Origin of the sequence: Streptomyces sp. SA15 (assembly GCF_002291145.1) — a bacterium.
Taxonomy (GTDB): Bacteria; Actinomycetota; Actinomycetes; order Streptomycetales; family Streptomycetaceae; genus Streptomyces.
The window spans coordinates 1-5,554 of sequence record NZ_NTGE01000020.1 but is presented as its reverse complement, the minus strand read 5'-3'; the positions used below and the strand labels follow the sequence as shown (position 1 = coordinate 5,554).

The following is a 5,554-nucleotide window of genomic DNA, read 5'->3' as shown; positions in this document are numbered from 1 at the left end:
ACGGGGTGACCACTGTGCTGGGCCGGGGTGTGGACAAGTTCCTGGAACTGGGTCCCGGTGGTGCGCTGACCGCGATGGTCGAGGAGACCCTCGACCACACCGGCACCGGCGCGGTCTGCGTCCCCGTCCTGCATCCCGAACGCCCCGAGGAGACCTCACTGTGGCACGCGCTGGCGGCCGTCTTCGCCACGGGTGCCACGGTCGACTGGACGGCTCCGCTCGCCGGTACGGGAGCGCGGGCGGTGAACCTGCCGACGTACGCCTTCCAGCGCCGCCGCTTCTGGCCGCAGCAGGGGGCCGCCGCCCGGGACCTGGCCGCGGCCGGACTGGCCGAGGCCGGGCACCCGCTGCTGACCGCCTGGCTCCCCTCACCCGCGGGCGAGGAGGTGCTGTGCACCGGCCGGGTCTCCCTGGCGACGCATCCCTGGCTGGGCGACCACACGGTGCTGGGCACCGTGCTCGTCCCCGGCACCGCGTTCGTGGACCTCGCGTGCTGGGCGGGCGACCGGGTCGGCTGCGGCGCGCTGCGGGAACTGACCCTGGCCACGCCACTCGCGCTCGCCGAGGACGCGGCGGTGCGGCTGCGGCTGGTGCTGGGCGCGCCCGACGACACCGGATGCCGCCCGGTCGCGGTGTACTCACAGCCGGACGGCGAGGACGAGAGGACGGACGGGACGGGCTGGACCCGGCACGCCGAGGGCCTGCTGGCCCCGGCCGACGACACGACCGTCCCGCCGCCCACGGGCTTCGACACCTGGCCGGTGCCGGGCTGCGAGCCCATCCCGCTGGACGGGTTCTACGAAGAGCTCGCCGACGCGGGCTTCTCCTACGGGCCGGTCTTCCGGGGGCTGCGGGCCGCATGGCGGCGCGGCGGCGAGGTGTTCGCCGAGGTGAGCCTGCCCACGGACGAAACCGGCGGCTTCGGTGTTCATCCGGCCCTGCTCGACGGGGCCCTGCACGCGCTGGGTCCGGCCGCACAGGCCACGGACGAGCCCGGCTCGGCCCGACTGCCGTTCTCCTGGCGCGACATACGGGTGCACGCGGTCGGCGCCGGCCTGCTGCGGGTCCGGCTGGTCCGGGCCGAGGACGGCACCGTCACCCTGCACGGCGCGGACGCCGCGGGCCGCCCCGTGGTCTCCGTCGGCTCGCTGGTCCTGCGCCCGCTGTCGCCGGAACGGCTGCGCGGCGCCGCCCCGGTGTCCGACGACGCGCTGTTCACCACCCGCTGGGTGCCGCTGGGTGACGCCGACGGCACGGCGCGGCCCGCCGCCGACTGCGTGCTGCTCGGTGACCCGCTGGAGGGTGACTGGCGTCACCACCCCCACCTCGACGTGTTCGCCGAGGCACTGGCGGACGACAAGGAGGAGCCGGGCACAGTACTCGCCCGCTGCCCGGAGGACGCCGCGGACGGCGGTGACCCCGCCGAGGCGGCCCGGCGCTGCGCGGAGTGGGCACTGGACCTGCTTCAGCAGTGGCTCGGCGACGACCGGCTGACGGACTGCCACCTCGTGATCGGCACCCGGCTCGCGGTGACCACCGGGGCCGAGGGCGAGGTCGCCGCCGGGCTCGCCCAGTCCACGGTTCCCGGCCTGGTCCGCTCGGCCCAGACGGAGAACCCCGGCCGCATCACCCTGGTCGACTTCGAAGGCACCGCGCCCGACCCGGCGCACCTCGCCCTGGCCGTGCGGCAGGCGGAGCCGGAGGTGGCCGTGCGCGCCGGCAGGCTGTACGCCCGCAGGCTCACCCGCCCGGACACCGGCCGGGCCCTGGCCGTGCCGCCGGTGCCGGGCCCGTGGCGGCTGGACAGCACCGGCCGCGGCACGCTGGACAACCTGGCGCTGGTCCCGCATCCGTCGGCCGAGGGGCCCCTGGACGAGGGCATGGTGCGGATCGCCGTACGCGCCGCCGGGATGAACTTCCGGGACGTCCTGATCGCGCTGGACATGTATCCCGGTCGCGCGGACCTGGGCACCGAGTGCGCGGGAGTCGTGGTGGAGACCGGACCCGACGTCACCGAACTGGCCCCGGGGGACCGGGTGATGGGCATGGTGGCCGGGGCCTTCGCGCCCACCGCCGTCGCCGACCAGCGGTACCTGACACGGATACCGGACGGCTGGTCCTACGAGACGGCTGCCGCCGCCCCGGTCGCCTTCCTGACCGCCTACTACGGCCTGGTCGACCTGGCCGGACTCGGCACCGGGGAGTCGGTGCTCGTGCACGCCGCCGCCGGCGGGGTCGGCATGGCCGCCGTCCAGCTGGCCCGGCACCTGGGTGCCGAGGTGTACGGCACCGCGAGCGAACCGAAGTGGGGCACGTTGCTCGACGGCGGGCTGGACCGCGCGCACCTCGCCTCCTCACGGACGACGGCCTTCGCCGACTCGGTGCTGGAGGCGACCGGAGGCCGGGGCGTGGACGTGGTGCTGAACTCGCTCGCGGGCGAGTTCGTCGACGCCTCGCTGCGGGCCATGCCGCGAGGCGGCCGGTTCATCGAGATGGGCAAGACCGACCTGCGTGACCCCGAGCGGGTCGCCGCCGAGCACCCCCGGGTCCGCTACCGGTCGTTCGACCTGGGCGAGGCCGGCGCGGACCGCATCGCCGAGATCCTCGCCCACCTCACCGAGCTCTTCGCGTCCGGTGCGCTCACCCCGCTGCCCGTCACCGACTGGGACATCCGGGACGCCCCGGCCGCCTTCCGCGCGCTCAGCCAGGCCACGCTCACCGGCAAGGCCGTGCTGACCGTCCCCGCCACCTCCTTCGAGGCCGGCGAGACGGTGCTGATCACGGGCGGCACCGGCACCCTGGGCACCCTGCTCGCCCGGCACCTCGTGACCGGGCACGGCCTGCGCCACGTCACCCTGGCAGGACGCCGCGGCACCGAGACAGCGGAGCTGCGGCAACTGCGCGACGACGTAGCCGGACTCGGGGCGCGGATCGAGGTGGTGGCGTGCGACGCCGGCGACGAGGAGGCCCTGCGCCGGGTGCTGGACAGCCTCACCGCCGGGCACCGCCTCGCGGGTGTCGTGCACGCCGCCGGCATCACCGACGACGGGGTCGTGTCCGCCCTGGACCACGGCCGGCTGTCCGCCGTACTCCACCCGAAGGTGCGCGGAGCGTGGAACCTGCACCGGCTCACCGCGCACCTGGGGCCCCGGATGTTCGTCCTGTTCTCCTCCGCCTCGGCCACCCTGGGCGCGGCGGGACAGGGCAACTACGCCGCGGCCAACGCCTTCCTCGACGCGCTCGCCGAGCACCGGCACGCCCAGGGGCTGCCCGCCACCAGCCTCGCCTGGGGGCTGTGGGAGCAGGCCAGCGCGATGACCGGGCGGCTGCGGGACCGCGACAGGCAGCGGATGAGCCGGTCCGGCATCGCGCCGCTCAGCTCCGCGCACGGTCTCGCGCTGTTCGACACCGCGCGGCTCACCGGCCTCCCCGCGCTCACTCCGGCGCGCCTGGACCTGGCCGGGCTGCGGGCACGGTACGCGCACGAGCCGGTACCCGCGGTCCTGCGGGAGCTCGTCCGCATCCGGCCGTCCGCCGCCCCGGACGCGACGACCACGCCGGGACCGTCCGGGGCCACGACACTGGCGGAGCGGCTGGAGGGACTGTCCGCCACGCAGCGGCAGCGGCACGTCCTGGACCTGGTGCGCCGGCACACCGCGGCCGTACTGGGCCACGGCTCGACCGACGAGATCGACCCCGACCAGGCGTTCAAGGCCCTCGGGTTCGACTCGCTCACCGCGGTGGAACTGCGCAACCACCTGCGGACGGCGACCTCTCTGGCCGTCCCCGCGACCCTCGTCTTCGACCACCCGACACCGGCCGCGCTCGCCGGACACCTCCTGGACCTCGCCGCGCCGCCGGAGCAGGACCCGGCGCTCCGGCTCAGGGGCGAACTCGACCGGCTCGAAGCCGGCGTGGAGGCGATGGCCTCCGGCGACCCCGGACACCACGAGGAGGTCGTCACGCGGCTGCGCCGCATCCTGCGTCACCTGGAGACGGGCCCGGCGGCCGCCGACGCCGGCACGGAGGAAAGCCCCCTCCAAACCGCCTCGGCGGCGGAAGTTCTCGCCTTCATCGACAGCGAATTCGGCGATCTCGCCTAGTACACGTACGGAGTTGATCGCAGTGGTCAGTGACGACAAGCTCGTCGACTACCTCAAGCGGGTCACCGCGGACCTCAAGCGGACCCGGCAGCGGGTCCACGAGCTGGAGTCGGGCAGCGCCGAACCGATCGCCGTCGTGGCGATGGGCTGCCGCTTCCCCGGAGGCATCACTTCCCCGGAGGACCTGTGGGAGTTCGTGCGCCTGGGCGGTGACGCCGTCTCGGCGTTCCCCACCGACCGAGGCTGGCCCATCGACCACCTGCGCGGGACCTTCCGGCGGGCCGGCGGATTCCTGTACGAAGCGGGCGACTTCGACGCGGGCCTGTTCGGGATCTCGCCCCGCGAGGCGCTGGCGATGGACCCGCAGCAGCGACTGCTGCTGGAGACCTCCTGGGAGACCCTGGAGCGCGCAGGCATCGACCCCACCTCGGTGCGGGGCGCCGACGGCGGAGTGTTCATCGGCATGGCCGACCAGAAGTACGGCCCCCGCGACGACGAACTGCTCGGTGAGGTCAGGGGACTCGTCCTGACCGGCACGACCAGCAGCGTCGCCTCCGGCCGCATCGCCTACTCGCTCGGCCTCCAGGGCCCGGCGATCACCCTCGACACCGCCTGCTCGTCGTCGCTGGTCGCGCTGCACCTCGCGGTGCGCTCCCTGCGCGCCGGTGAGTGCTCGTTCGCCCTCGTCGGCGGGGCCGCGGTGATGGCGGAGCCCACCCTGTTCGCGGAGATGGCCGAGCAGGGAGGCATGGCCGGTGACGGCCGCTGCAAGGCCTTCGCCGCCGCCGCGGACGGCACCGGCTGGGGCGAGGGCGTCGGCATGCTCCTGCTCCAGCCGCTGTCCACCGCACGGGAGCAGGGCCTGCCCGTCCTGGCCACCGTACGAGGCTCCGCCGTCAACCAGGACGGAGCCTCCAACGGCCTCTCGGCTCCCAACGGCCCCGCCCAGCGCCGCGTCATCCGCAAGGCGCTCGCCGACGCCCAGCTCGGCGTCGGCCAGGTCGACGCCGTGGAGGCCCACGGCACCGGTACCGCGCTCGGCGACCCGATCGAGGCGCAGGCGCTGCTGGCCACCTACGGTCAGGACCGGGCCGGTGACGAGCCCCTGTGGCTCGGCTCGGTGAAGTCGAACATCGGACATACCCAGGCCGCCGCCGGCCTGGCCGGAATGATCAAGATGGTGCAGGCGATGCGGCACGGGCTGCTGCCGCGCACCCTGCACGTGGACGAACCGACCCCCCAGGTCGACTGGTCGGCGGGGGCCGTACGGCTGCTGACCGATGAGCGCGCGTGGCCGGACACGGGACGGCCGCGGCGCGCGGCGGTGTCGTCGTTCGGCATCAGCGGCACCAACGCGCACGTCGTGCTGGAACTGCCCACCGACGCCGCCGGGGAACCGGCCGGTGCCGCCGACCCGGCGCCGGACCCGTCGGCCGGCGCCCCGGTCCCGT

At 75.0% G+C, this 5,554-nt stretch carries 2 protein-coding genes; both read left to right on the top strand.

Features of this window, described 5'->3' with window-relative positions; all coding sequences use genetic code 11:
• On the top strand, positions 1-4,103 hold a 4,103-nt coding region (locus CLM62_RS03430), incomplete at its 5' end, for an SDR family NAD(P)-dependent oxidoreductase (protein ID WP_143658911.1).
• Positions 4,104-4,125: 22 nt separating this feature from the next.
• Positions 4,126-5,554: beta-ketoacyl synthase N-terminal-like domain-containing protein (locus CLM62_RS03425; RefSeq protein WP_179381918.1), on the top strand; the 1,429-nt coding region annotated here is incomplete at its 3' end.